Source organism: Streptomyces sp. NPDC004647 (assembly GCF_040609575.1).
GTDB lineage: Bacteria > Actinomycetota > Actinomycetes > Streptomycetales > Streptomycetaceae > Streptomyces.
Genome location: NZ_JBEXKU010000032.1, coordinates 1 through 23,350, shown reverse-complemented (window position 1 = coordinate 23,350; position 23,350 = coordinate 1). Strand labels below are relative to the sequence as shown.

General features: G+C 70.6%; 20 protein-coding genes. 15 read left to right on the top strand and 5 right to left on the bottom strand.

Features of this window, described 5'->3' with window-relative positions:
* Positions 1-126 precede the first annotated feature (126 nt).
* The 6 genes from ABZW18_RS16455 to ABZW18_RS16430 all read left to right on the top strand — a co-directional run bounded on the left by ABZW18_RS16455 (position 127) and on the right by ABZW18_RS16430 (position 6,352).
* The gene (locus tag ABZW18_RS16455; protein WP_356187790.1) at positions 127-507 is read left to right on the top strand and encodes an STAS domain-containing protein; all 381 of its coding nucleotides are present in this window, start codon (positions 127-129) and stop codon (positions 505-507) included.
* A 171-nt stretch (positions 508-678) separates the two neighbouring features.
* The gene (locus tag ABZW18_RS16450) at positions 679-1,164 is read left to right on the top strand and encodes an ATP-binding protein (RefSeq protein ID WP_356187788.1); all 486 of its coding nucleotides are present in this window, start codon (positions 679-681) and stop codon (positions 1,162-1,164) included.
* 147 nt (positions 1,165-1,311) lie between these two features.
* Positions 1,312-2,052: an LPXTG cell wall anchor domain-containing protein gene (locus ABZW18_RS16445; RefSeq protein WP_356187786.1), complete on the top strand. Its 741-nt coding sequence runs from the start codon at positions 1,312-1,314 to the stop codon at positions 2,050-2,052.
* 354 nt (positions 2,053-2,406) lie between these two features.
* Positions 2,407-3,702 (top strand): hypothetical protein, encoded by a 1,296-nt coding sequence (locus ABZW18_RS16440; RefSeq protein WP_356187784.1) that lies wholly within the window; start codon positions 2,407-2,409, stop codon positions 3,700-3,702.
* A 101-nt stretch (positions 3,703-3,803) separates the two neighbouring features.
* Positions 3,804-4,925, top strand: coding sequence for a hypothetical protein (locus ABZW18_RS16435; protein WP_356187872.1), 1,122 nt, complete (start codon positions 3,804-3,806; stop codon positions 4,923-4,925).
* 38 nt (positions 4,926-4,963) lie between these two features.
* Positions 4,964-6,352 (top strand): hypothetical protein, encoded by a 1,389-nt coding sequence (locus tag ABZW18_RS16430; RefSeq protein ID WP_356187870.1) that lies wholly within the window; start codon positions 4,964-4,966, stop codon positions 6,350-6,352.
* An 86-nt stretch (positions 6,353-6,438) separates the two neighbouring features.
* Here ABZW18_RS16430 and ABZW18_RS16425 read toward each other — a convergent pair whose 3' ends face one another.
* Positions 6,439-7,965 carry an oligopeptide:H+ symporter gene (locus ABZW18_RS16425; protein WP_356187782.1) on the bottom strand — a complete coding sequence of 509 codons (1,527 nt, stop codon included), beginning with the start codon at positions 7,963-7,965 and terminating at the stop codon, positions 6,439-6,441.
* A 329-nt stretch (positions 7,966-8,294) separates the two neighbouring features.
* Between ABZW18_RS16425 and ABZW18_RS16420 the strand changes: the two genes are divergently transcribed.
* Together ABZW18_RS16420 and ABZW18_RS16415 are read left to right on the top strand one after the other, a co-directional pair.
* On the top strand, positions 8,295-8,975 hold the full coding sequence (locus ABZW18_RS16420; protein WP_356187780.1) for a response regulator transcription factor: 681 nt from the start codon (positions 8,295-8,297) through the stop codon (positions 8,973-8,975).
* 174 nt (positions 8,976-9,149) lie between these two features.
* Positions 9,150-10,394, top strand: coding sequence for an ATP-binding protein (locus ABZW18_RS16415; protein ID WP_356187778.1), 1,245 nt, complete (start codon positions 9,150-9,152; stop codon positions 10,392-10,394).
* A gap of 101 nt (positions 10,395-10,495) precedes the next feature.
* Here ABZW18_RS16415 and ABZW18_RS16410 read toward each other — a convergent pair whose 3' ends face one another.
* Entirely contained in the window at positions 10,496-11,020 is a 525-nt protein-coding gene (locus ABZW18_RS16410) for a GtrA family protein (RefSeq protein ID WP_356187776.1), read from the bottom strand.
* A gap of 204 nt (positions 11,021-11,224) precedes the next feature.
* Here ABZW18_RS16410 and ABZW18_RS16405 point away from each other — a divergent pair, with 204 nt between their 5' ends.
* From ABZW18_RS16405 to ABZW18_RS16390, 4 genes are all read left to right on the top strand, one after another.
* Positions 11,225-12,388 carry a 5-(carboxyamino)imidazole ribonucleotide synthase gene (locus ABZW18_RS16405; RefSeq protein WP_356187774.1) on the top strand — a complete coding sequence of 388 codons (1,164 nt, stop codon included), beginning with the start codon at positions 11,225-11,227 and terminating at the stop codon, positions 12,386-12,388.
* A gap of 33 nt (positions 12,389-12,421) precedes the next feature.
* Complete coding sequence (gene purE / locus ABZW18_RS16400) at positions 12,422-12,949, top strand: 5-(carboxyamino)imidazole ribonucleotide mutase (RefSeq protein ID WP_356187772.1); 528 nt, start codon at positions 12,422-12,424, stop codon at positions 12,947-12,949.
* 12 nt (positions 12,950-12,961) lie between these two features.
* Positions 12,962-14,164, top strand: coding sequence for a dipeptidase (locus tag ABZW18_RS16395; RefSeq protein ID WP_356187770.1), 1,203 nt, complete (start codon positions 12,962-12,964; stop codon positions 14,162-14,164).
* A gap of 127 nt (positions 14,165-14,291) precedes the next feature.
* On the top strand, positions 14,292-15,482 hold the full coding sequence (locus ABZW18_RS16390) for a dipeptidase (RefSeq protein WP_356187768.1): 1,191 nt from the start codon (positions 14,292-14,294) through the stop codon (positions 15,480-15,482).
* Positions 15,483-15,678: 196 nt separating this feature from the next.
* Here the strand turns inward: ABZW18_RS16390 and ABZW18_RS16385 are convergent, their stop codons facing one another.
* A complete protein-coding gene (locus tag ABZW18_RS16385; RefSeq protein WP_356187868.1) occupies positions 15,679-17,022 on the bottom strand; it encodes a UDP-glucose/GDP-mannose dehydrogenase family protein in 1,344 nt (447 codons plus the stop codon).
* A 190-nt stretch (positions 17,023-17,212) separates the two neighbouring features.
* On the opposite strand from ABZW18_RS16385, the gene ABZW18_RS16380 reads away from it, so the two are divergent.
* A complete protein-coding gene (locus tag ABZW18_RS16380) occupies positions 17,213-18,385 on the top strand; it encodes an acyl-CoA dehydrogenase family protein (protein WP_356187766.1) in 1,173 nt (390 codons plus the stop codon).
* Between the two features lie 93 nt (positions 18,386-18,478).
* On the opposite strand, the gene ABZW18_RS16375 is transcribed toward ABZW18_RS16380, so the two are convergent.
* Positions 18,479-19,753, bottom strand: coding sequence for an LCP family protein (locus ABZW18_RS16375; RefSeq protein WP_356187764.1), 1,275 nt, complete (start codon positions 19,751-19,753; stop codon positions 18,479-18,481).
* Between the two features lie 129 nt (positions 19,754-19,882).
* Here ABZW18_RS16375 and ABZW18_RS16370 point away from each other — a divergent pair, with 129 nt between their 5' ends.
* A complete protein-coding gene (locus tag ABZW18_RS16370) occupies positions 19,883-20,431 on the top strand; it encodes an acyl-CoA thioesterase (RefSeq protein WP_356187762.1) in 549 nt (182 codons plus the stop codon).
* A 119-nt stretch (positions 20,432-20,550) separates the two neighbouring features.
* Here ABZW18_RS16370 and ABZW18_RS16365 read toward each other — a convergent pair whose 3' ends face one another.
* Positions 20,551-22,041: an LCP family protein gene (locus ABZW18_RS16365; protein WP_356187760.1), complete on the bottom strand. Its 1,491-nt coding sequence runs from the start codon at positions 22,039-22,041 to the stop codon at positions 20,551-20,553.
* Between the two features lie 147 nt (positions 22,042-22,188).
* Between ABZW18_RS16365 and ABZW18_RS16360 the strand changes: the two genes are divergently transcribed.
* Positions 22,189-23,229 (top strand): glycosyltransferase family 2 protein, encoded by a 1,041-nt coding sequence (locus tag ABZW18_RS16360; protein ID WP_356187758.1) that lies wholly within the window; start codon positions 22,189-22,191, stop codon positions 23,227-23,229.
* Positions 23,230-23,350: the final 121 nt, after the last annotated feature.

Genomic DNA, 23,350 nt, shown 5'->3' with positions numbered 1-23,350 from the left:
ACCCGAACAAGGCAAGGGCGTGATGTGAGGGTATGACTGTTTCGGGGGGATGTTCGGCTACCGGAACGGCGTATCGAAGGCGTAGGGTTCACCGTGCGCCGTCGCAAGCAACCAGAAGGGGTGCGCATGGACCGCGGGATGGTCGGCAGTACCAGTAGAGGCCGGCTCCAGGTCGAGGTTCGGCACCACGGTTCCAGCGCGGTCGTGACGCCGGCGGGAGAGCTCGATCACTCCACCGCCGAGCTGCTGCGCGAGCCGCTGGAAGGGTGCGTCGACGAGGGCCGCTCCAGACTGGTCGTGGACTGCTCACGGCTCGAGTTCTGTGACTCCACCGGCCTCAACGTGCTGCTCGGTGCCCGGCTCAAGGCCGAGGCGGCCGGTGGTGGCGTACATCTGGCAGGAATGCTCCCCGTCGTCGCACGGGTGTTCGAGATCACGGGTGCCGAGGCGGTCTTCACCGTGCATGACACCCTCGATGAAGCACTTTCCGACTCGCCGGCCGACTGAATCGTTCCCCTTCCTGATCCGTGGTGTGACCCGGGCGTTACATGCGTCACATCATCCGGACCGGATTAGTGGGTGTTCTCACGGAACGGTCGGGCAGGAGACAGCTGAATCTGATGAATCTGTCAGGTACTCGTTACCTGCATGTCGGCGAATCGGTGAGGTGAAGCGCTGATGAGCACCACTCGGCCGTTCTCGCCGGGCGACCGTGGCCCGGAGCCGGACGGTGCTTCCCCAGCCGTTCGCGCGGTCGGACAGGTGCGCAGGCTGCGGCTGGGCGAAGTCAGCGGCATAGTGCCGAGCGCGCGTGACTTCACCCGGCAGGCCCTCCACGAGTGGGGCTGGCTGCCCGCCGCCACCGGCGATCAGCGGGCCGCGGCCGAGGACGTGCTGCTTGTCGTCTCCGAGCTGGTCACCAACGCCTGTCTGCATGCCGAGGGGCCCGAAGAGCTGAGAGTCGGCTGCACCGGCGAGATCCTGCGGCTCGAGGTCGTGGACCTCGGCGCCGGCTCGCCCGCACCCCGTACCCCGCACCGCGCCGGCCGACCCGGCGGCCACGGCATGTTCATCGTCCAGCGGCTGTGCCTGGACTGGGGCGTCGTACGGAACCCCGACGGCGCCGGCAAGACGGTGTGGGCGGAGCTGGCAGCCCCGGCTTAGCGCCCGTCCCGCCTCTCATTCCCTCGCGAACACGCCGATCCGGCGTGTTCTTTGTCTTCCCTCGGCAAGGTCCCCGGCGTACCGTCAGCGCCCGATCTGATGTGTCGTCAGTAACTTCGGCGACACCCGAGGAGAGGGGAACCCGAGGTGTCCCACACCAAGCGCCAGGCGGCCGGTCGCGGGGGCGCGCTCGCGGTCGCCGCGGCAGTGGCCGGGTCCGTCGTGCTGCTGGCAGCCCCCGCCGCCCACGCCGAAGTCGTTGACGTCAACTACCAGTGCAAGACGCCGATCGGGGACAAGGGCGCGGTGTCGCCCATCGACATATCGGCCCGGAAGGGCGGCGGCTCGTACAGGCTCAGGATGACCTTCCAGAAGGGCGTGTCCTCCAGCCCCGTCGAACTGGGCAAGGGGGCCATGCATCCGAGCGCGCTGATCAAAATGGGCGGAGCGGAGAGCGGCACCGTCGCGGTGGCGGGCCCGGCGAACCCCGAGGCGATCCCCGCCAACACCCCCATCAAGATCACCGACTTGTCGGGCACGTACACCCCGAGGGCGAGCGGCAAGGTCACCTTCACCGCCTCCACTCTCACGATCAAGGCCTTGGGTACGACCACCACCTGCACCCCCGCGAACAGCCCCACGCCCTCGCTGACGCTGGATGTCCAGGGCTCGGGAGGGTCCGGTGGCACCGACGGTCCCGGCGGTTCGGGCGGGGGCGACTCGCAAACCACCCCCTCGGGCGGTGAGCAACTGCCGCAGACCGGCCCCGCGGACTCGGCCGTGGCCCTGGGCACCCTCGGCGGGACGGTGCTCCTCGCCGGAGTGGCCGGAGCTCTCTGGCTGACCCGCCGGAACCAGAGGCGGGACGGGCAGGGCCGCCCGGCCTGACCGCACGGCCCTGGTCGCCCCCCCGGCCGGCGGCGGGTCTGTCCGGGCCCCCGCACCCGGTCCGCCTCCCGGGTGCTGCTGTCGGCTCCGGTGCAGCCGACCGGGGAACCACCTCTGTCCCGCTCTCCCGACCGGGAATCCACTCTGTTCCGTTCCCCGACCGGGAATCCACCTCTGTCCCGTTCCCCCGACCGGGGAACCGCCCAACCGAGCCCCGCCGGATCCACCCCGACGCCTTCTGCTCCCGCCTCGCGGAGCGGGCGGGTTCAACGGGCGCGTCGCTCCGGACCCTCCGACCTCCACCCCGCGCATCCCCCCGAACCTCGACCCGCGAGCGAACGTCTGGAGCCGCCGATGCCGACCCTTCCGCGCAGCGCCGCCACCGCGTACGCGGCTGCTCTCGCCGCGGTCCTGGCCCTGCTGTGCCCGGAGGCTGCCCTCGCCACGACGCCGGGGAGGTGGGCAGGAACGGATGCGGATCTTCGCGTGCACGAGACCCGGTCTGTGCCGGGTGTGCCGGGTGTCCCGGGTGTCCCGGGTGTGCCCGGTGTGTCGGGTGTGACGGGAGTGTTGAAAGTGGCAGATGTGGGAGCTGGTCCGTTGGATGTAGTTCCGGAGGGCACTGCGGCGGTACGGGCGGGGACGTCCCGCGCCGGTGCCGCGTCGGTCCGTTCGGCGTCCATGGCCGACGGGAGTGTTCGCGTACTCGGGGCTCAGGACGGGACCGTTGCGAAGGCCGCGTCGACCGCCCGTCCCGGGGGCCCGGACTGGTCCGCCGCGCCCGCGCCCGGTGGTGGGACCCGAACCAGCGCCGACCAGCGGCCGTACTTCTACCTCGAGGGCCGGCCCGGAACGGCCCTCGAGGACACGCTGTCCGTCACCAACCCGGGCGACCGGCCGCGCACCCTCGCGCTACGGGGCGCCGACGGCCACAACGCACGCGATGGAGCCTTCGCCGCCCGTAAGCCCGGCCGGAGCAGCGATACAGGTGCCTGGCTCTCGTTCGCCTCGCCCGAGGTGAGGGTTCCGGCCCGCACCCGCGCCGACATCCCCTTCACCGTGACCGTCCCGCCGGACGCGGTGCCCGGCGACCACCCGGGCGCCGTCGTCGTCACCGGAGGCGGGCGCGAGGCCGGCGTACGGATCCATCTACGGGTCACGGGGCCGGCGCTGTCGGCGCTGTCCATCGAGGACGTGTCCGTCGCGGAGACCGCCGCCGGCGCCGAGATCCGCTACGCCCTCGTCAACCGCGGCAACACCGCCCTCAGCCCCCGGCTCTCCGTGCGGGCCGACGGCCTCCTCGGCGAGGTGCTGCGCCGGGACGCCCGGGCTCTCCCCCTCGAGCTGCTGCCCGGCCGGAGCGTGCGGCTCACCGAGGGGTGGCCCGGGGCGCCCGGCCTCGACGCGGTGGACATCCGGCTGACCGCGAGCGCGGAGGGTGGCGCGCGCGCCACCGCGACCGCCTCGTACAGCGCCTTCCCCTGGGCCGTGGCCGTACTGCTGCCGCTCGGCACAGCAGCGGCCGCGGGCGCTTGGTTCATGCACCGCCGCCGCAGACGGTCCGTCCTCGCGCACGCCGAAGACGCGGCGGAGCACGGGGCGGACAGCGAACGGCGGTTGGCGAACGCAGGGGCAGGAGCGGCGACGTGAACACCGGTACGGGCACCCGGAACATCGCGCGGCGACGGGACCGCGCGGGTGGCGCGGCTCGCCGTGAGGCCCGAACCGAATACCCGCGAGCCGCCCGGCGCGTGGCGCGGCACCGGCCGCGGCGGTCCGCACCGCTGCTCAGGGCACTCGCCGCGGTCGTACTCGCACTGCTCCCACTGCTGCCACTGTTCCCGCTGCTCCCCGCCGCAGCGGCCCGCGCCGCCGAGGCACCCGCCGTGAGCCTCTCCGACAAGGAGGCCGGCACCGGCGGCGCGATCACCGTCACCGGAAAGGGCTGGCGGCCCGATGCCCTGCTCACCCTGCTCATCTGCGGTCAGAACATGATCGGTGGCACCAACGCCTGCGCCAACGCCGACGGACGCGCCGTCACCACCCGCGCCGACGGCTCCTTCCGTAGAAAGCTCCCGGTCAGCGAGCCGCCCAAGCCCTGCCCCTGCGTCGTGCACGTAGCGACCGTGACGGGTCGAGCCGTATCGGCGGACGCGCGGTTCACCGTCGCGGGCCATCCGGTCGCGCCGTTGCCCCAGGACAGGGGCGCCGGGCGGCTCGCGGTGCTCGCGGCGCGGCTGGACGGATCGAGCGGGCTGCTCACCTGGTTCGGCGCCCCGCCGCAGCGACGGATCGTCCTGACCGTCGGCAACCTCGGTTCCGCGGCTGCGCGGAACCCGGTCTTCCAAGTCGGCACCTCACATGGGGTGTTCGCGCCTCGGTGGGAGGAGCAGCAGTGGCGGGGAACCGTGCCTGCCGGGCGAAAGTCGCAGATCGAGTTGCCTGTTGAGCTGTCCGCGGGCGCGCACGGCGACTATCTGGTGTCGGTGAAGTACGGGGACAAGGTGCTCACCGAGCAGCCGTGGGGCGTGGGTCGCCCCTGGGGCGTCACCCTCTTCTGGATCCTGCTGTTCCTCGTCGTCCCGGCCGGTGTCTTCCGGATCGGGATGGCGGTCGTCGACCGGGTCCGGCCGCGCCCGCCGTACGCCACACGCGCTCCGGGCCGTACCGGAAGAGGCGCGGGCGGCACAGGCCGTACGAGCAGTCGTACGGGCCGCCACAGGTCCGTACACCTGCCCGGACGTACGGCGGCCACGGAGCCCGCGAAGGACACCGCTCTGCCCTGGTTCACCCCGGACACGCTGCCGGGCACACAAGCGCACGTCTCCGCACCGTCAGAGGAACGCCCCGCATCGAAGGAGGAAAACGTGTGACCAGTCAACGGAGGGTGAGCGCGGCCGGTGTTGCGCTGATGCTCGGCGGCGCGGGGATGCTGTTCGTCGCGAGCCCGGCCCAGGCCGCCGAGGTGTCCTACGCCACGGAGTGCATTCCGCCGCCGATCTCCGGCATGGATCCGGTGCAGGGCACCACGAAGGTGGACGTCCGGGCCCCGGCGACGGCGAAGGTCGGGGACGAGGTCGAGGTGGTGTGGAAGACGGTCCAGGCCGCATCCAAGAACCCCGGAGTCATCGACCTGCAGAAGGACACCGTGAAGCCGACGGGAAAGATCACCGTGGGCGGTGCGCAGAGCGGTGAGTTGACCATGGAGGGGCCGCGGCAGAATCCGCCGATCCCCAAGAACAGCCCCATGGTGCTGTCCGAGATGAAGGGCAAACTGAAGCTGGAGAAGGCCGGTGAGGTGACGCTGGCGCCCGGCTTATACAACATCAATGTCAGCAAGCCGCTGTCCACCGACACCAAGTGCTCCGCGAAGGAGGACGTGAAGACCGCGGTCACCATCAAGGTGACGGAGGACGGCGGCGGTACGTCCGGCGGCTCGACGGCGGGCGGCAGCACAGCCGGCGGTACCACCTCGGGCGGTGGCGACAGCGGCGGTACGTCCAGCGGCGGTTCGGCATCCGGAGGTACGACGTCCAGTGGCGGCTCGGCGTCCGGCGGGGACACGGGCGGTGACTCGGGTGGCGACTCGGGTGGCGACACCGGCGGCGGGGGAGACCCCGACGGCACCGACTACACGGGCAAGGAGGTCTCCGTCGACTACGCATGCAAGACCCCGATCGGCGACAAGCAGGCGACCTCCCCGGTGCAGATCAACGCCAGGAAGAACGCCGGGAACTTCGACCTCACGGTGAAGTTCGGCACGTCCGTGATGGACAGCCCGGCCGACATCCCCGCGGACTCGGTCAAGCCCTCGATGGACGTCACGGTCGGCGGCGCCGACAAGGGCTCCGTCAAGGTCGAGGGTCCGGCCAACAAGGAGCCCATCAAGTCCGGTGACCCCATCGAGATCCCGGATCTCAAGGGCACCTACAAGCCGGGAGCGAGCGGCAAGGCCACGCTCACCCCGGGCGTGCTGACCGTCAACGCCCTCGGTACGACCACCACCTGCACCCCGGCCAAGGACCCGGGTGTCTCGCTGGAACTGGACACCACGGAACAGCCGGGTGGCGCGGCGGGCGGCTCGTCCACCGGCGGTGGCGGCGCGTCAGGCGGTACGGCGGGCGGGGCCGCAGGCGGTTCGGCGGGCGGCGCCTCAGCCTCCGGCGGCGGACTCGCCGAGACCGGCGCGAGCGACAGCGGCGGCCTGCGGGCCCTCGGCCTGGTCGCCGGCACGGCCGTCCTGCTCGGCGGCGCGGTGTTCACCTTGACTCCGTGGCGCAGGCTGCGCGGAACCTGCTGAACGGCGCGGGGCCCGCTGACAGGCGCGGGGCCCGGCGCGCACCGGCGCCGGGCCCCGCTCTCCGTCTACGGGACACCGGGGACGGCTCAGTGGACGTCGCCCATCAGTTGCATGACCTTCCGGCGGTACTTGTAGACCGCGAATCCGGCCACCGCGGCCAGTGCGGCCTCGAGTGCCACGACGCCCGCACCGCTCAGGTCGACACCCCCGAGGGACAGCAGCCCGGTGACGCAGTCGCCGGCGGTGACGGCCAGGAACCACACCCCCATCATCTGGCCGGCGTACTTGGCCGGCGCCATCTTGGTGGTCACCGACAGGCCGACGGGGGAGAGGCAGAGCTCTCCGATCGTCTGGATCATGTAGATCGAGACCAGCCACATCGGGCTGACCTCGGCGCCGCCCTCGGCCATCATCATCGGCACGACGAACACGAAGAACGAGGCGCCGATCAGCACCAGCGCGAGGGCGAACTTCACCGTGGTGCTCGGCTCCTGGCGGCGCCGCGTCAGCCACAGCCACAGCCAGGCGAAGACCGGGGCCAGAGCCATGACGAAGAGCGGGTTGAGGGACTGGAACCAGGAGGACGGGAAGTTCAGCCCGAAGAGCGAGTCCCCGGTCTTGGTCTCGGCGAACGCGGCCAGCGTGGAGCCGCCCTGGTCGTAGATCATCCAGAAGATGGCGGCGGCCACGAAGAACCAGATGTAGCCGCTCATCCTGGTCTGCTCGGTGGCGGACAGGTCCTTGTCCCGCTTGATGCGGACCAGTACCGCGGTCGGGATGACCAGACCGAGCAGAGTGATCGGGACCAGCGCCCAGTTGAGGGTGAAGCTCCCGGTGAAGGCGACGACGCCGTAGAACACCGTGGCGACTATGAGCCAGAGCAGGCCCTTGCGCAGGGTGGCGTTGCGCTCCTCGGCCGACAGCGGGGTGGGGACCACACTGCTCCGGCCGCTGAGGTGCCGTGAGCCGATGAGGAACTGGATCAGGCCCAGTGCCATGCCGAGGGCTGCGAGGGCGAAGCCCAGGTGCCAGCCGACCTTCTGGCCGACCGTACCGATCACCAGCGGAGCGGCGAAGGCACCGAGGTTGATGCCCATGTAGAAGATGGTGAAGCCGCCGTCACGGCGCGGGTCCTGGGGACCGTCGTAGAGGTGGCCGACCATCGTCGAGATATTGGCCTTCAGCAGGCCCGAGCCGAGCGCGACGAGTCCCAGGCCGACGAAGAACATCGGCTGACCGGGCGCGGCCAGCGAGAGGTGACCGGCCATGATGATGCCGGCGGCGATGGCGACCGTCTTGCGCGGTCCCCAGACCCGGTCACCGAACCAGCCGCCGGGCATGGCCAGCAGATAGACCATGGCCAGGTACACGGAGTAGATGGCGACCGCGCTCGCCTCGGGCATCGCCAGCCCGCCGCCCTGGCTGCCGGGCTTGGCGTCGGGGCCACCGGAGATCAGGTAGACCACGAGCAGCGCCCGCATGCCGTAGAAGCTGAAACGCTCCCACATCTCGGTCATGAAAAGAGTGGCCAGACCGCGGGGGTGGCCGAAGAAGGTCTGGCCGCCGGCAGGGTTTTCCTGCGGCGAGGCACCCTTCGTCAGGCTGGACGCCATGGGTGGTTCCTTGCTCGCTCAGGGCGCGCGGCCCGGGTCGGGTGCGCGCCCGTGTGGGGGTGGTGCCGGGGCCGGTTGTGCCGGCCCGGCACAGAAAAAAGAGACCCTCGGCGTGTCCAATGGGCCGGAGGTCCCGAAGGATGCTATGGGAGGCCTCAGTGCCATACGTCACGTCAGCGCAGTATATGGACGGACTTGAGAGATTGATCACAGGTGAATCCGGAACCATCCGAACGGATTCCGAAGGTAACCGACCGGCCGTTCACCCCGACCAAGAGGGCTTCTTCGGCGCGCCCCGCCCCACCACCTGCGCGGACTACCATCACTCCATGACCCGAGTACTGCTCGCCGAGGATGACGCATCCATCTCGGAGCCGCTCGCCCGCGCACTGCGCCGTGAGGGTTACGAGGTCGAGGTGCGGGAGGACGGTCCCACCGCGCTCGACGCCGGTCTTCGGGGAGGTGTGGACCTGCTCGTCCTCGATCTGGGCCTGCCGGGGATGGACGGCCTCGAAGTCTGCCGCCGCCTCCGTACGGAGGGTCATGGCTTTCCGGTGCTGGTCCTCACCGCCCGCGCCGATGAGGTGGACACCGTCGTCGGCCTCGACGCCGGCGCCGACGACTATGTGACCAAGCCCTTCCGGCTGGCCGAACTCCTCGCGCGGGTGCGTGCCCTGCTGCGCAGGGGCGCCGTCGAGGGTCAGCAGCAGCCTCCCGCCACCCATGGCGTACGGATCGACGTCGAGTCGCACCGGGCCTGGATGGGGGAGGAGGAGCTGCAGCTCACCGCCAAGGAGTTCGACCTGCTGAGGGTCCTCGTACGGGACGCGGGCCGGGTCGTCACCCGCGACCAGTTGATGCGCGAGGTCTGGGACACCACCTGGTGGTCCTCCACCAAGACGCTCGACATGCATATCTCGTGGCTGCGCAAGAAGCTGGGGGACGACGCCGCGAACCCCCGCTACATCGCCACGGTCCGTGGCGTGGGCTTCAGATTCGAGAAAAGCTAGACCGGTCTTCTCCAGGGCGTCGCGGGCGGGGCGCCCCGGTGAGGGCGGTCGTCCGGGGACCTCCGGGCGGGAAGCCGGTGCCGCGACCGCGTCGGGCGCCGGGTGGCCGGTGAGGTCCGCCGTGCTCCGCTCCGGGGCGGCTCCCCGATTCGCGATCCCTGCCCGGAGGGCAATGTGCGCCGCCGTCTGATCAACTCCACGCTCGCCGTGGTGCTCGTCGTGATCGCCGTCTTCGGCGTCTCTCTCGTCATCGTCGAGACCCGCACCATCGAGAACAGCGCGCGGGAGAGCGTCGACTCCGAGGCCGTACGCCTGATCAGCATCGTCGAAAGCCGTCTGATCGGCGGCGAGCGGGTCGGCCCGGAGGTGCTGCGCGAACAGATCACCCCGGACCGCTACGCACGCATCGAGGTGCGGGGCCGCCCGCCCATCGAGATCGGTGAGCGGCCGAAGGGCGATGTGATCGAGTCCAAGGAGACCGGCGAGGCGGGGGAGACGGTCACCGTCCAGGAGTCGGCCGGGACGGTCAGTCGCGAGGTCATCCGCACGCTCCTGATCATCTTCGCCGTCGCACTGCTCGCGGTGGGCGCCGCCGTGCTGCTGGCCGTGCGTCAGGCGCACCGGCTGACCGCGCCGCTCACCGACCTCGCCGAGACCGCGGAGCGGCTGGGTTCCGGCGACCCGCGGCCGCGCCACCGGCGGTACGGGGTGCCGGAGCTCGACCGGGTCGCGGACGTCCTCGACGCGAGCGCCGAGCGGATCGGGCGGATGCTGACCGCCGAGCGGCGGCTCGCCGCCGACGCCTCCCACCAGCTGCGTACACCGCTGACCGCGCTCTCCATGCGGCTGGAGGAGATCACCCTGACCGATGACCCGGACACGGTGAAGGAGGAGGCGACCATCGCACTGGGGCAGGTCGAGCGGCTCACCGATGTCGTGCAGCGGTTGCTGACCAACTCGCGCGATCCACGTACGGGTTCCGCGGTCGCGTTCGACCTGGACGAGGTGGTCAAGCAGCAGATCGAGGAGTGGCGGCCCGCCTACCGCAGCGCGGGACGTGCCATCGTCTCCTCGGGCAAGAAGGGGCTGCGGGCGGTCGGCACGCCGGGCGCGGTCGCGCAGGTGCTGGCGACGCTGATCGAGAACTCGCTGATGCACGGCGCCGGGCCGGTGGCCATCCGGACCCGGGTCACCGGCAACCAGGTGGTGGTGGAGGCCACGGACGAGGGGCCGGGTGTCCCGCCGGACCTGGGCGCGCGGGTCTTCGAGCGCACGGTGAGCGGACGGAATTCCACCGGGCTGGGGCTGGCGGTCGCCCGGGACCTGGCGGAGGCGGACGGGGGCCGGCTGGAGTTGCTCCAGCAGCACCCACCGGTCTTCGCGCTGTTCCTGAGCCGCGAAGGGGAGCAGTCCTCATAAGAAGCGGAGCAGCGTCATAAGAGGGGCCACCCAGCCGCGGCGCGCGGAGCCGGAGCGGGACCGGAGGGCCCTTGGCCGGAGCGGCGGATTGCCGGGCCGCGCTACTTGAGACGGTTGACCCGGTACCTGGGGTCGGAGAGGAACGCGTCCTCCTCCAAAAACGATTCGGCGGCCTGGACGGCGTCGCGCGCGGGCAGTGCCCGGAACACCCAGGTGCGGTAGGACCAGAAGCGGAAGACCGTGCCGATACCGAGTCCGATGACGTTCTTCGCGACGTTGTCGGCGACCGTCGAGGTGAACCCGAAACCGTAGTGCGAGATGGCCAGGATGCCGTTCTCGATCACCAGGCCGATACCGCTGAAAAGCAGGAAGAGCGAGAGCTCGCGACTGCGCCGGGACTTGTCGCAGCTCCGGTACGTCCAGTACCGGTTGCCGATGTAGTTCGTGCCGATGGCGACGATCGTGGCGATCACGCCGGACCGCACCACAGCCAGGCCGAGGGCGTGCACGCACAGGTTGAAGACGACGAAGTTGACCAGGAAGCCGACGGCACCCACGGTCCCGAACTTCGCGAGCTCGCGGGCCAGCTGATCCAGCCGCGAACGCAGTGTGCGCCGTTCACTCATAGTGATCGTGTGGCTCCGTTGTCGGCAATGATCGGCATTGACCCGGTCACCTCATGCTAACCAGCGCCCCCTCGCCCCGCCGCTCGGACAGCGCCGAAGCAGCAGCGCGGCGGGAAATCGGGCCCGGCTGGACCACCCCACCGATCTGTATGATCCTCCAAGGGTGAGGCGGGGGCAGTCCCGCCGGGCGGCTACTCTGGGTGGGTGACTTTCCCGGTAGTCGGCATGGTCGGCGGCGGCCAGCTCGCCCGTATGACCCACGAGGCGGGCATCCCCCTCGGCCTGAGATTCAAGCTCCTCAGTGACACTCCGCAGGACTCTGCGGCCCAGGTCGTGGGCGATGTCGTCGTCGGCGACTATCGCGATCTGGAGACCCTTCGTGGGTTCGCACAAGGCTGCGACGTGATCACCTTCGATCACGAGCATGTGCCGACCGAGCACCTGCGGGCGCTGGAGGCGGACGGCATCCCCGTACGCCCCGGGCCGGACGCCCTGGTGCACGCCCAGGACAAGGGCGTGATGCGGGCCAGGCTCACCGAGATCGGCGTGCCGTGCCCCCGGCACCGGATCGTGACCGGCCCCGAGGACGTGGTGCGCTTCGCCGAGGAGGGCGAGGGCTTCCCGGTCGTCCTCAAGACCGTACGGGGCGGCTACGACGGCAAGGGGGTCTGGATCGTCCGCAGCGCCGAAGAGGCGGGTGAACTCTTCCTGGACGGGCAGAGCCGCGCCGGTGTGCCGATCCTCGCCGAGGAGAAGGTCGACTTCGTCCGCGAGCTGGCCGCCAACGTCGTACGGTCCCCGCACGGCCAGGCCGTCGCCTACCCGGTCGTGGAGTCCGTCCAGGCCGACGGCGTCTGCGACATGGTGATCGCTCCGGCCCCCGGGCTGTCGGAGGAGCTGTCCTTCCAGGCCCAGGAGCTGGCCCTGCGCGTCGCCAAGGAGCTCGGCGTCGTCGGGCACCTCGCCGTCGAGCTGTTCGAGACCAACGTCGGCGGCACTCCGGGCCTTGTGGTCAACGAACTCGCGATGCGCCCGCACAACTCCGGCCACTGGACCCAGGACGGCGCCGTCACCTCGCAGTTCGCCAACCACGTACGGGCCGTTCTCGACCTCCCGCTCGGCGACCCGCGCCCACGCGCGCCTTGGACCGTGATGGCCAACGTCCTCGGCGGCGACTACCCCGACATGTACTCCGCCTATCTGCACTGCATGGCCCGTGATCCGCAGCTGAAGATCCATATGTATGGCAAGGACGTGAAGCCCGGCCGTAAGGTCGGCCACGTCAACACCTACGGCGACGACCTGGCCGACGTGCGGGAGCGCGCCCGGCACGCCGCCGACTACCTGCGCGGGACCATCGTTGAATAGCCCCGTCGCCGACGCGCATAGGAGAGCCCAGGAATGACTCACGCCCCTGTCATCGGCATCGTGATGGGTTCCGACTCCGACTGGCCGGTGATGGAGGCCGCCGCCAAGGCTCTCGACGAGTTCGAGGTGCCCTACGAGGTCGATGTCGTCTCCGCCCACCGCATGCCCCGCGAGATGATCGCGTACGGCGAGCAGGCGGCGGACCGCGGTCTCAAGGCGGTCATCGCGGGCGCGGGAGGCGCCGCCCATCTGCCCGGCATGCTCGCCTCCGTCACCCCGCTCCCGGTGATCGGCGTCCCCGTGCCGCTGAAGTACCTCGACGGCATGGACAGCCTGCTCTCCATCGTGCAGATGCCCGCGGGCGTCCCGGTCGCCACGGTCTCGGTGGCCGGCGCCCGCAACGCGGGCCTGCTCGCGGTCCGGATGCTCGCCGCCCACGACGACGAACTGCTCGCCCGTATGCGGCAGTTCCAGAGCGAGCTGAACGACCAGGCCACCGAGAAGGGCAAGCGGCTGCGGGCCAAGGTCGACGGCAGCGCCGGCTTCGGCTTCGGCAAGTAGGGGAGTGCACCGATGGCCGACCGCAGCAACCACCTAGCCGAGGCTCTCGAACTCCTCGCCGACCACCCCGTCGTCGACGGACACAACGACCTCCCCTGGGCCCTGCGCGAGCAGGCGGGCTACGACCTCGACCGGCTGGACGTCGGCACCGACCAGAGAGCCCGACTGCAGACCGACATCCCGCGGCTGCGGGCCGGCGGCGTCGGCGCGCAGTTCTGGTCCGTGTTCGTGCGCTCCGACTTCGCCGGGGACAAAGCGGTCAGCGCCACGCTCGAACAGATCGATGTCGTGGGCCGGTTGATCAACCGCTACCCCCGTGATCTGCGCCGTGCCCTCACCGCCGACGACATGGAGGCCGCCCGCTCCGAGGGCCGTATCGCCTCCCTGATGGGCGCCGAGGGCGGCCACAGCATCAACTGCTCGCTCGCCACCCTGCGCGCGTTCCACCAGCTCGGCGTCCGCTACATGACGCTCACGCACAACGACAACACCCCGTGGGCCGACTCGGCGACGGACGAGCCGCAGGGAGGCGGTCTGACCCGGTTCGGCGAGGAGGTCGTACGTGAGATGAACCGCGTCGGCATGCTCGTCGACCTCTCGCATGTCTCCGCCGACACGATGCGCGACGCCCTCCGCGTCACCACGGCGCCGGTGATCTTCTCCCACTCCTCCGCCCGCGCCGTCTGCGACCACCCGCGCAACATCCCCGACGACGTCCTGGCGCTGCTGCCGGGGAACGGCGGCGTCGCCATGGCCACCTTCGTGCCCAAGTTCATCCTCCCCGCGGCCATCGCGTGGACCACGGGCGCCGACGAGAACATGCGCGCCCAGGGCTTTCACCCGCTCGACACCACCCCGGATGCGATCAAGGTGCAGCGGGCGTACGAGGAGGCGAACCCCCGGCCGATCGCCGACACCGCCACCGTCGCCGACCACCTCGACCACATGCGGGAGGTCGCCGGCATCGACCACATCGGCATCGGTGGCGACTACGACGGCACCGCCTTCACCCCGTCGGGCCTCGACGACGTGGCGGGCTACCCCAACCTGATCGCCGAGCTGCTGAGCCGCCGCTGGTCGTCGGCCGACCTCGCCAAGCTGACGTGGCAGAACGCGGTCCGTACGCTCCGGGCGGCCGAGGACACGGCCCGCGGAATCCAGGCGGACCCGCTCCGCGGCCCCTCCATCGCCACCCTCGAACAGCTCGACGGCTGACGGACGTCAGGCGCGGGGCGGCCCGGCCACGCACGTGTACACCCGGACGCCCCGCCCACCGCGAAAGAACCGGACTCGCGTGCGAGGGTGAGGCAACAACGTCACCGTCGAGCACGGAGTCCGAGCCATGGCAGACCTCGCCCCCGCCATACAGGACGCACCCGCCGCAGTCGGAGCCGACGACTCGGACCCCCGAGCCCACGACCAGCAAGTTCACCACCCCGATACGGAGGAGCAGGCCCGCGACCTGCTCACCCGCCACCCCGTCGCGGACGGCCTGAACGGGCTGCCCCGGGAGCTGCGCCTGCACTCCCGCCGCGAGCTCAACCCCGGCCTCCTCGACCTCGACCTCGACCTCGACATCGGCGAAGTCGGACTGCACACCGACATACCCCGCCTGCGGGCCGGCAGAGTCGGCGCGCAGTTCTGGTCGGTCTCCGCGCCCGAACCCGACGGACGGGCCGGCGACCACGCGGTCAGCGCCACCCTCGAGGAGATCGACTTCGTCCATGCCCTCGTCCGCACCTACCCCGACGCACTGCGCCTGGCGCTCACCGCGGACGGCGTGGCCGAAGCCCGTAAGCGCGGCCGGATAGCCTCGCTGCTGGCGGCCGGAGGCGGGCACTCCATCGACAGCTCACTGGGCACGCTGCGCGCCCTGTTCGGACTGGGCGTACGACGGATGGCCCTCGTCGGCGAACGCAGCACCCCCTGGGCGGACGCGGCGGCCGACGAGCCGCGCGCGGGAGGCCTGACCCGCTTCGGCGAGGAGGTGGTCCGCGAGATGAACCGTCTCGGGATGCTCGTCGACCTCTCCCACAGCTCCCCCGCCGCCATGCGACGCGCGATCGCCGTCAGCAAGGCCCCCGTCGTCTTCTCCCACTCCGCCGCACGCGCGATCACCGACCACCCCGCCAACGTCCCCGACGACGTACTGGCGCAGCTGGCGGCGCGCGGCGGCATCTGCATGGTGACGTTCGAAACGGAGTACGTGTCCCGGGAGGCGACCGGGAACGGGACCGTACGGGACGTCGCCGACCACCTCGACCACATCCGGGCGGTGGTCGGCCCGGATCACACCGGCATCGGCGCCGCGTACGACTCGGGCTGCGGTGTCCACCCGGCCGGGCTGGAGGACACCTCCTGCTATCCGCGGCTGATCGCGGAGCTTTTGAACCGGGGCTGGACGGACGCCGATCTGGCCAAGCTGACCTGGCAGAACACGCTCCGTGTGATGCGTGACGCGGAGTTCACCGCCCGCACGGTCCAGCAGCGCCGCGCCCCGTCGACGGCCACCATCGCCCAGCTCGACGGCTAGCTGTGCGGGCCGGCCGCACGCGCCGAGGGCTCGGCCCGCCGCGGCTGAGTGCCACTGTGAGGGCCGGCGGCGCCAGGCCGCGCAGCTCCCAGGCATGGAGATCCCGGGCGCCGGGAAAGCACGGCAGTGGCTCCGCCGCAGATCGCGCGGCGGAGCCACTGATGTCCGTAAGTGCCGGGATCCGCCGGAAGGGCTGCTAAGCGCGAGGGCGTCCGAGTGCCCGGTACGTCCAGCCCGCCTCACGCCACCGGTCCGGGTCCAGGGCGTTGCGCCCGTCCAGAATCCGCCGCTCCGCGACGACCGTGCCCAGCGCCGCCGGGTCCAGGTCGCGGAACTCGCGCCACTCCGTGAGGTGCAGCACGACCTCCGCGCCGCGCGCCGCGTCCAGCGCCGACGGGGCGTACCCGAGCGTCGGGAAGATCCGGCGGGCGTTGTCCATGCCCTTGGGGTCGTAGACGGTGACCAGCCCGCCCTGGAGATGTATCTGCCCGGCCACATTGAGCGCGGGGGAGTCGCGTACGTCGTCGGAGTCCGGCTTGAACGCCGCGCCGAGCACCGCGACCCGCTTGCCGAGGAAGCTGCCGCCGCCCACCGCCTCGCGGGCCAGCTCCACCATGTGGCCGCGGCGCCGCATGTTGATCGAATCGATCTCGCGGAGGAAGGTCAGCGCCTGGTCGGCGCCGAGCTCGCCGGCCCGTGCCATGAAGGCGCGGAGGTCCTTGGGCAGGCAGCCGCCGCCGAAGCCGATGCCGGCGCGCAGGAACTTCTTGCCGATCCGGTCGTCGTGCCCGATGGCCTCCGCGAGCTTCACCACATCGCCGTCGGCCGTCTCGCAGATCTCGGCCATCGCGTTGATGAAGGAGATCTTGGTGGCCAGGAAGGCGTTGGCGGCGGTCTTGACCAGTTCGGCGGTCGGGAAGTCGCTGACCACGAAGGGCGAGCCTTCTGCGAGGGGCGTCGCGTAAACCTCGCGCAGCTGCTTCTCCGCTCGCTCGCTCGCCACCCCGACGACGATCCGGTCGGGGTGCAGGGTGTCCTGCACGGCGAAGCCCTCGCGCAGGAACTCCGGGTTCCAGGCCAGCTCCGCGTCCGCGCCCACCGGGGCCTGCTCCGCCAGCCTCTCCGCGAGCCGGGCGGCACTGCCCACCGGCACCGTGGACTTGCCGACGACAAGACAGGGCCGCCGCAGCTCGGGTGCCAGCGACTCGAAGGCGCTGTCCACGTAGCTCATGTCACAGGCGTACTCGCCGTGCTTCTGCGGGGTGTTCACGCAGACGAAGTGGATGTCGCCGAACTCGCCTGCCTCGGCGTACGAGGTCGTGAAGCGCAGCCGGCCGGTGGAGCCCTCGAACCCCTCGACGTGCTTGCGCAGCAGCTCCTCGAGCCCCGGCTCGTACATCGGCACCCGGCCCGCCGAGAGCATCTCGACCTTCTCGGGGACGACATCCAGCCCCAGCACCTCGAAGCCCAGTTCGGCCATGGCGGCGGCGTGTGTGGCACCGAGATATCCGGTGCCGATCACGGTGATCTTCGGGGCCATGCGCTGCTCCATGGATGGGCCTCCCGCCGAAAGGCAGGGAAGTACGGGTCGGACTGCGCGCCCGAGCATAGTCGGGCCCCGGACGGGGCAGGGGGCCCGCTGTCAGCAAGCTCACGTATGCCCGGACCGGGCCCGCCCCTAGGATTGGGTTACTTAACGGTAGTTAGCATTTTTGGGGAGTGAAATAACCGTGGCGCCCTCGGGAAAAGGCACAGCGACTGATTTTGACCTCTACCGGCCGGCCGAGGAGCACGACCTGCTCCGTGACACCGTGCGCTCCCTCGCCGAGGCGAAGATCGCGCCGTTCGCCGCCGCGGTGGACGAGGAGGGCCGCTTCCCGCAGGAGGCTCTGGACGCGCTGGTCGCCGCCGACCTGCACGCCGTGCACGTACCCGAGTCGTACGGCGGCGCGGGCGCGGACGCCCTCGCGACCGTGATCGTCATCGAGGAGGTGGCGCGCGTCTGCGGCTCCTCCTCCCTCATCCCGGCGGTCAACAAGCTGGGCTCCCTCCCGGTCATCCTGTCCGGCTCGGAGGACCTGAAGAAGAAGTACCTGGCGCCGCTCGCGGGCGGCGACGCGATGTTCTCGTACTGCCTGTCCGAGCCGGACGCGGGCTCCGACGCCGCGGGCATGAAGACCAAGGCGGTCCGGGACGGCGACCACTACATCCTCAACGGTGTGAAGCGCTGGATCACCAACGCCGGCGTCAGCGAGTACTACACGGTCATGGCCGTGACCGACCCGGAGAAGCGGTCCCGGGGCATCTCCGCCTTCGTCGTCGAGAAGTCCGACGAGGGCGTCTCCTTCGGCGCCCCGGAGAAGAAGCTCGGCATCAAGGGCTCCCCGACCCGCGAGGTCTACCTCGACAACGTCCGCATACCCGCCGACCGCATGATCGGTGACGAGGGTACGGGTTTCGCCACCGCGATGAAGACCCTCGACCACACCCGCATCACCATCGCGGCGCAGGCGCTGGGCATCGCTCAGGGCGCGCTGGACTACGCCAAGGGCTATGTCCAGGAGCGCAAGCAGTTCGGCAAGCCGATCGCCGACTTCCAGGGCGTGCAGTTCATGCTCGCCGACATGGCCATGAAGCTGGAGGCGGCCCGCCAGCTGACCTACGCGGCCGCCGCCAAGTCCGAACGCCTCGACGCCGACCTCACGTTCTTCGGCGCGGCCGCCAAGTGCTATGCCTCGGACGCCGCGATGGAGATCACCACCGACGCGGTCCAGCTTCTCGGCGGATACGGCTACACCCGCGACTACCCGGTGGAGCGCATGATGCGCGACGCCAAGATCACGCAGATCTACGAGGGCACGAACCAGGTCCAGCGCATCGTCATGGCGAGGAACCTGCCGTAGTACCGCGTACCGCGCACCATCGCGCAAGCTACGGGCCCCCGACCGGATCGGTCGGGGGCCCGTAGCGTTGTTCCGGGTCAGTCGGTCAGTCGGTCAGTCGCCGGAGACCGTGACCTTCTCGTCGTTCTTGAGCTCGCTCACGAGCTGCTTGACCTTGGTCTTGTCCCACTGGAGGTTGCCCCCGACGCCGGTGCCCGAGACAGGCATGTTCATCTGCTTGCCCTCGCCGCCCGAGACTCCCTTCATCGCCCAGAACATCTCGGCCAGGTCGAAGAGGCCCATGTCCTTGTCGACCACCAGGGTGTCCAGGCCCGCGCCCATGGTCGGGTAGAGCTTGAAGGGGTTGAGCACCGTCGACGGGGTCGCGGTCTGATTCGCCAGCGCCGAGAGGAACTTCTGCTGGTTCTTCGTACGGTCGAGGTCGCTGCCCGGCAGTGCGTAGCGGGTGCGGACGAAGGCGAGGGACTGCCCGCCGTCGAGGGTCTGCTTGCCCGACTTGAAGTCCGCACCGGACTTCTCGTCCTTGAACCCCTTGGGGATGTTCATCTCGACGCCGCCGACCGCGTCCACGATCTTGGCGAAGCCACCGAAGCCGATCTCCGCGTAATGGTCGATGTGCAGACCGGTGTTGTACTCGACGGTGCGCACCAGCAGCTCCGGACCGTCCTCGGAGTAGGCCGCGTTGAGCTTGGTGTGCCGGCCCTCCGCCGGGAACAGCTTCCCGGATTCGGACCCGCGATAGGAGGGGATCTCCACGTCCGAGTCGCGCGGCAGCGAGATCATGGTGTCCCCGTTGCTGCCCACGTGAAGGATCATCATCGAGTCGGTGCGCTTGCCGTCGGCGGAGCCGGTGTGGAGCTTCTTCTTCTCCTCGGCGGTCATGCCCTCGCGGCTGTCCGAGCCCACGATCAGGTAGTTGGTACCCGAGCCCGTCTCCGGCCGCTCGAGCACCTTGCTCAGGTCGACGTCACGCTGGAGCTTCGAGTCGGCCCAGAAGTAGGTGCCGATGAAGACCACCAGAACGACGACCAACAGCGTCAGCACGCCTCTTTTGAACCGGCGGCCCCAGTTGGGGGCGTCGCGCGGACCGCGGCCGTACGGGTCGCCCCCGCGTCCGCCGCCGTACACCTGCCCGGTGTTGTAGTCGTCGTAATCGTCGTCATAGCCACGCTGGCCGGGGACGCCGCCGCGATGCGGCGACATTCCGGGCGGAAGCCGGGGCTCACCGTACGGCTGACCGCCGTAGCCGCCACCACCGCCTCCCTGCACGCGGCGCATGGCGCGCGCGGACTCGGGCCTGGCACCGGCGCTACCGCGTCCGTACCCGCCCCTGCTGTCGCCGGTCCATCCCTGAGGCCAATCGTTCATAGGGGGCAGTGTGCCTTCCCGAGCCGACTGTCTTACAGGGTGAGTGGCGAATCGCACCACGGCTGTAGCAGAGCTGATGCAAAGGAGGCGAGGCGGGGCCGGGGCGCATCCCCGCATAAGGTGGAGGGCATGACCCATCAGGCAGGGACCCCGGAAGAAACGATTCCGGGCAAGCCCACCTCCGCTTCCCGGACCACCCTCAGTCACATCATGACCGGCAGTGACACGAATCTCCTCGGTACCGTGCACGGTGGTGTGATCATGAAGTTGGTGGACGATGCGGCGGGAGCCGTCGCGGGGCGGCACTCGGGCGGGCCGGCGGTCACCGCGTCCATGGACGAGATGGCGTTTCTGGAGCCCGTCAGGGTCGGGGACCTGGTGCATGTGAAGGCACAGGTGAACTGGACCGGCCGGTCCTCGATGGAGGTCGGGGTCCGGGTGCTGGCCGAGCGCTGGAACGAGTCCACGCCCGCGACTCAGGTCGGCAGCGCCTATCTGGTCTTCGCGGCGGTCGACGGGGACGGCAAGCCCCGCGGCGTACCGCCCGTGATACCCGAGACCGAGCGGGACAAGCGCCGTTACCAGGAGGCGCAGATCCGGCGTACGCACCGGCTCGCCCGCCGCCGGGCGATCAAGGAGCTGCGCGCCAAACGGATCGCCGAGGGCATCGATTCCTGACGTCCCGGATTCCTGGATCCCGCCGCCGGCCCGCCATGGTGACGGAGCGTGTGGCTATGTCGACTTTACGTCACGAAGCGAAGCTCGGGCCCGGTCCGAGAGGCGACTGACAGCACTGGTCAACCGGGCCGGCTGGCCACTGCGGTGCGCCGGGAACAGATGACCTGATCGCCGGTGACCGCCGTGCCCCCGGGGGAACCCGCGCCCGTACCGTGCTGCGCCAGGCCGTCCGCCTGTACGCTCCGCACCTTCCGGAAGTCCTCGCCGACCGTGACGCGGATCACCGGGCCATGTCCGTAGACGGGCCGCAGGTCCGCGCCCGGCAGCGCGGCCGCGACCGTACGCGCAGAGCGGTCCCAGTCCGGGTCGTACGTGACGACCGTCCCGCGAGCGGGGACGGCCGCGTCGCCGGGGACCGAGGTGGTGAGGAATCCGGTGGCGCGCAGTGCCCCGCTCACCCGCCGGGCGAGGCCCGCCCGGTCGGTGCCGTTGTCGACCTGCACCCGCACCCGTCCGGGCGCCACGTCCACCAGAGCCACCCGTTCCCGCTCCGGCCGGTGGACGGCGAGAGACCGGTCGGCTCGCAGCGCGCGGAAGATCCGGCCGGCCTTGCCGCTGTCCCACTTCACGGTCGAGCCGAGGCCCGGCACCACGAAGCCGGCGTTCTCGATGGGCACGGAGGTGAACTCCGAGGAGGCCGGACCGAAGTCCCGCATCGCCCGGCCCAGATCCAGCAGTTCGTCCGTGCCGAAGCCGCGGTCCGCGCGCACCGAGCCGAGGAGGGTGGAGGCGGCCTTCTGGAACTTCACCGGGTTCAGCAGCACACCACCGCTGGTCACCCTGTCCACCAGGGCCGCGAGGAAGCGCTGCTGGCGCTGCATCCGGCCGAGGTCGGCGGCTCCGTCGATGTGCCGGGAGCGTACGTACTGCAGGGCCTGCCCGCCGTTCAGCCTGCTGGCCCCGGCCGGCAGATCGAGGCCGGTATAGCTGTCCTTCATCGGCCGCACCGAGCAGATGTCGACCCCTCCGAGGACGTCGACGGTCCGCATGAAGCTGGTGAAGTCCACTTCCAGGTAGTGGTCGATATGGATACCGGTCATGTGCTCCACGGTGCGTACGGTCAGCTGCGGGCCGCCGCGCGCGTAGGCGGCGTTGATCTTTCCCGGCCGGGCCGGCAGCCGCTCGCCGGTCGCCCGGTCGGTGTGCGCGGGCAGCTGTACGTACGAGTCGCGGGGGATGCTGACGACACTCGCCCGTTTCCGGTCCGCCGACAGGTGCACCAGCATGATCGTGTCGGTGCAGTGGCAGGGGGCGCCGCCGAGGTGGTACCGCTTCCGCTCCTGTTCCGTGAGCTTTTCCCGGCCGTCGGTGCCGGCCAGCAGGAAGTTCAGCCCGCCGCTGCTCCTGGGGCGGTCGTTCAGCCCTTCGAACGGATCGACCCTGCCGATGGCCGTGTCCAGCCTGGCCACCAGCGCGTGCCCGGCGCCCCCCGCGGCCAGCACGAGCACAGACACACCGACGGCCAGCCGTCCCCAGCGGGCGCGGCGCTGCGCGGAGCGCCCGGGGGGAGGCAGGGGGGAAGGGGCCGGGGAGGGAGCCGGTGCGGTCAACGGGGGACACCTCCGCAGGGCTTGGCTGTGACCGAGCTCACGGTAGGTCCATACGATCTGCGGCCCACGGCCCCACGCCGCCCGCGGGCCGTGCTGCCACCCGGCCGCGTACGGCCTTGTCCGCCATTCGCGGTAACGTGAGCCCCGATGAACGCATCCCCCGAACCGCAGCTTCCGGCCGTTTCCGTGATCATGCCGGTGCTGAACGAGGAACGCCATCTGAGCAATTCGGTCCGGCACATCCTGGAGCAGGAGTACGCCGGCGAGCTCGAGGTGGTGATCGCCCTCGGCCCCTCCACGGACCGTACGGACGAGATCGCCGCCGAGCTCGTACGCGAGACCGCGTCGAATGCCTGGGGCCGTGTGCACACCGTGCCGAACCCCACCGGCCGGACGCCCGCCGCGCTCAACGCGGCCATCAAGGCGTCCCGGCACCCCGTGGTGGTGCGGGTGGACGGCCACGGAATGCTCTCGCCGGACTACATCGCCACCGCGGTCCGTCTTCTCGAGGAGACCGGCGCGCAGAACGTCGGCGGCATCATGCACGCCGAGGGCGAGAACGACTGGGAGCGCGCCGTCGCCGCCGCGATGACATCGAAGATCGGTGTGGGCAACGCGGCCTTTCACACGGGAGGCCAGGCGGGCCCGGCCGAGACCGTCTATCTGGGCGTCTTCCGGCGCGAGGCGCTGGAGCAGCAGGGCGGCTACAACGAGGAATTCATCCGCGCCCAGGACTGGGAGCTGAACTTCCGGATCCGCGAGGCGGGCGGTCTGATCTGGTTCTCGCCGGAGCTGAAGGTCTCCTACCGGCCGCGGCCGAGTGTGCGGGCGCTCGCCAAGCAGTACAAGAACTACGGCCGTTGGCGCCATGTCGTCGCCCGGTACCACCAGGGCTCGATCAACCTCCGCTACCTCGCCCCGCCGGCCGCGCTGGCCGTCATCGCGGCGGGCCTCGTCGTGGGCGCCGCGTTCTCCCGCTGGGGCTTCGTCGTCCCGGCCGGCTATCTCGCGGCGATCGCGGCGGGCTCGGTCCCGGCGGGCAAGGGCCTGCCGGTGAGGGCCCGGCTGCAGATCCCGGTGGCGCTGGCGACGATGCACATGTCGTGGGGCTGGGGGTTCCTGACCAGCCCGCGGGCCCTGGCGAAGAAGGTCATCGCCAGCCGCCGCCCCGCGGTGTCGGCCGGATAGCTCTTCGGTACGCGTGTGAGAGCGGAGGGGGGGGGGCCCCCCGGGGCGGCCCCCCCCCCCCCCCCCCACGGACACAAAAAAACGCGGGCCCCCCGGCCCCGCGGCAAAAAAAAGGGCGGGG

Coding starts and splice junctions, on each gene's coding strand:
- ABZW18_RS16425 (WP_356187782.1), bottom strand. CDS start 7,965: ATGGCGTCCAGCCTGACGAAGGGTGCCTCGCCGCAGGAAAACCCTGCC.
- ABZW18_RS16370 (WP_356187762.1), top strand. CDS start 19,883: ATGACCCATCAGGCAGGGACCCCGGAAGAAACGATTCCGGGCAAGCCC.
- ABZW18_RS16440 (WP_356187784.1), top strand. CDS start 2,407: ATGCCGACCCTTCCGCGCAGCGCCGCCACCGCGTACGCGGCTGCTCTC.
- ABZW18_RS16395 (WP_356187770.1), top strand. CDS start 12,962: ATGGCCGACCGCAGCAACCACCTAGCCGAGGCTCTCGAACTCCTCGCC.
- ABZW18_RS16385 (WP_356187868.1), bottom strand. CDS start 17,022: ATGGCCCCGAAGATCACCGTGATCGGCACCGGATATCTCGGTGCCACA.
- ABZW18_RS16390 (WP_356187768.1), top strand. CDS start 14,292: ATGGCAGACCTCGCCCCCGCCATACAGGACGCACCCGCCGCAGTCGGA.
- ABZW18_RS16360 (WP_356187758.1), top strand. CDS start 22,189: ATGAACGCATCCCCCGAACCGCAGCTTCCGGCCGTTTCCGTGATCATG.
- ABZW18_RS16410 (WP_356187776.1), bottom strand. CDS start 11,020: ATGAGTGAACGGCGCACACTGCGTTCGCGGCTGGATCAGCTGGCCCGC.
- ABZW18_RS16430 (WP_356187870.1), top strand. CDS start 4,964: ATGCTCGGCGGCGCGGGGATGCTGTTCGTCGCGAGCCCGGCCCAGGCC.
- ABZW18_RS16420 (WP_356187780.1), top strand. CDS start 8,295: ATGACCCGAGTACTGCTCGCCGAGGATGACGCATCCATCTCGGAGCCG.
- ABZW18_RS16455 (WP_356187790.1), top strand. CDS start 127: ATGGACCGCGGGATGGTCGGCAGTACCAGTAGAGGCCGGCTCCAGGTC.
- ABZW18_RS16450 (WP_356187788.1), top strand. CDS start 679: ATGAGCACCACTCGGCCGTTCTCGCCGGGCGACCGTGGCCCGGAGCCG.
- ABZW18_RS16375 (WP_356187764.1), bottom strand. CDS start 19,753: ATGAACGATTGGCCTCAGGGATGGACCGGCGACAGCAGGGGCGGGTAC.
- purE (WP_356187772.1), top strand. CDS start 12,422: ATGACTCACGCCCCTGTCATCGGCATCGTGATGGGTTCCGACTCCGAC.